Below are 512 nucleotides of genomic sequence, written 5' to 3'. Positions count from 1 at the left end.
TACCTTCTGCGGTGGTAATGCCGTCCGCACGCATTTTTACCGACTCATAGAAGCTGTTCAGCGTGCTGGCTTCTTTTTCGAGATGATGCTCCTGCAACGTGTTAAGCACGTTCTGCATCGCCATACTCATCGGGTTATGGTCGGTAAAATTGTAATCCGCAAACAGGGCATCAAAAACCGGCTTGGTTATCAGGTGCTGAGCCAGCATTTCAATGATTTCATCATCGGAAACACTGTTATTCAGGTCATCACGCAGTTCATCTGCAAATGCCCTGAAGGCACTGATTTCTATTTTATTCCCCGGATTTTCGAGAATGCCGTGAATGCGGTCGATATGTGTGCGGGCAATTTTAGCAATATCGTTCGCCCAGTCTTCCCAGTGATGCCGGTTACCGCATTTTTTAACGATTTTTGCGTACAGGGCGCGCTCAATCTCACCAACGGAAAATTCAATATCAAACTGCTCAGGAGCGGGACTCACGGCTGAACCAATGCCACTGCTTTTACGCGCT

1 pseudogene is annotated in these 512 nt (G+C 47.9%); it reads right to left on the bottom strand.

The window, feature by feature from the left end:
* Window positions 1–512, bottom strand: a pseudogene (locus OGV65_RS00860) (damage-inducible protein); the annotation flags it as partial.

It is taken from the genome of Citrobacter sp. Cb004, assembly GCF_030337065.1.
In the GTDB taxonomy this organism is placed as follows: domain Bacteria; phylum Pseudomonadota; class Gammaproteobacteria; order Enterobacterales; family Enterobacteriaceae; genus Citrobacter; species Citrobacter braakii.
Note: the sequence above shows the minus strand (reverse complement) of the source record. Positions and strands in the feature narration are given on the sequence as shown.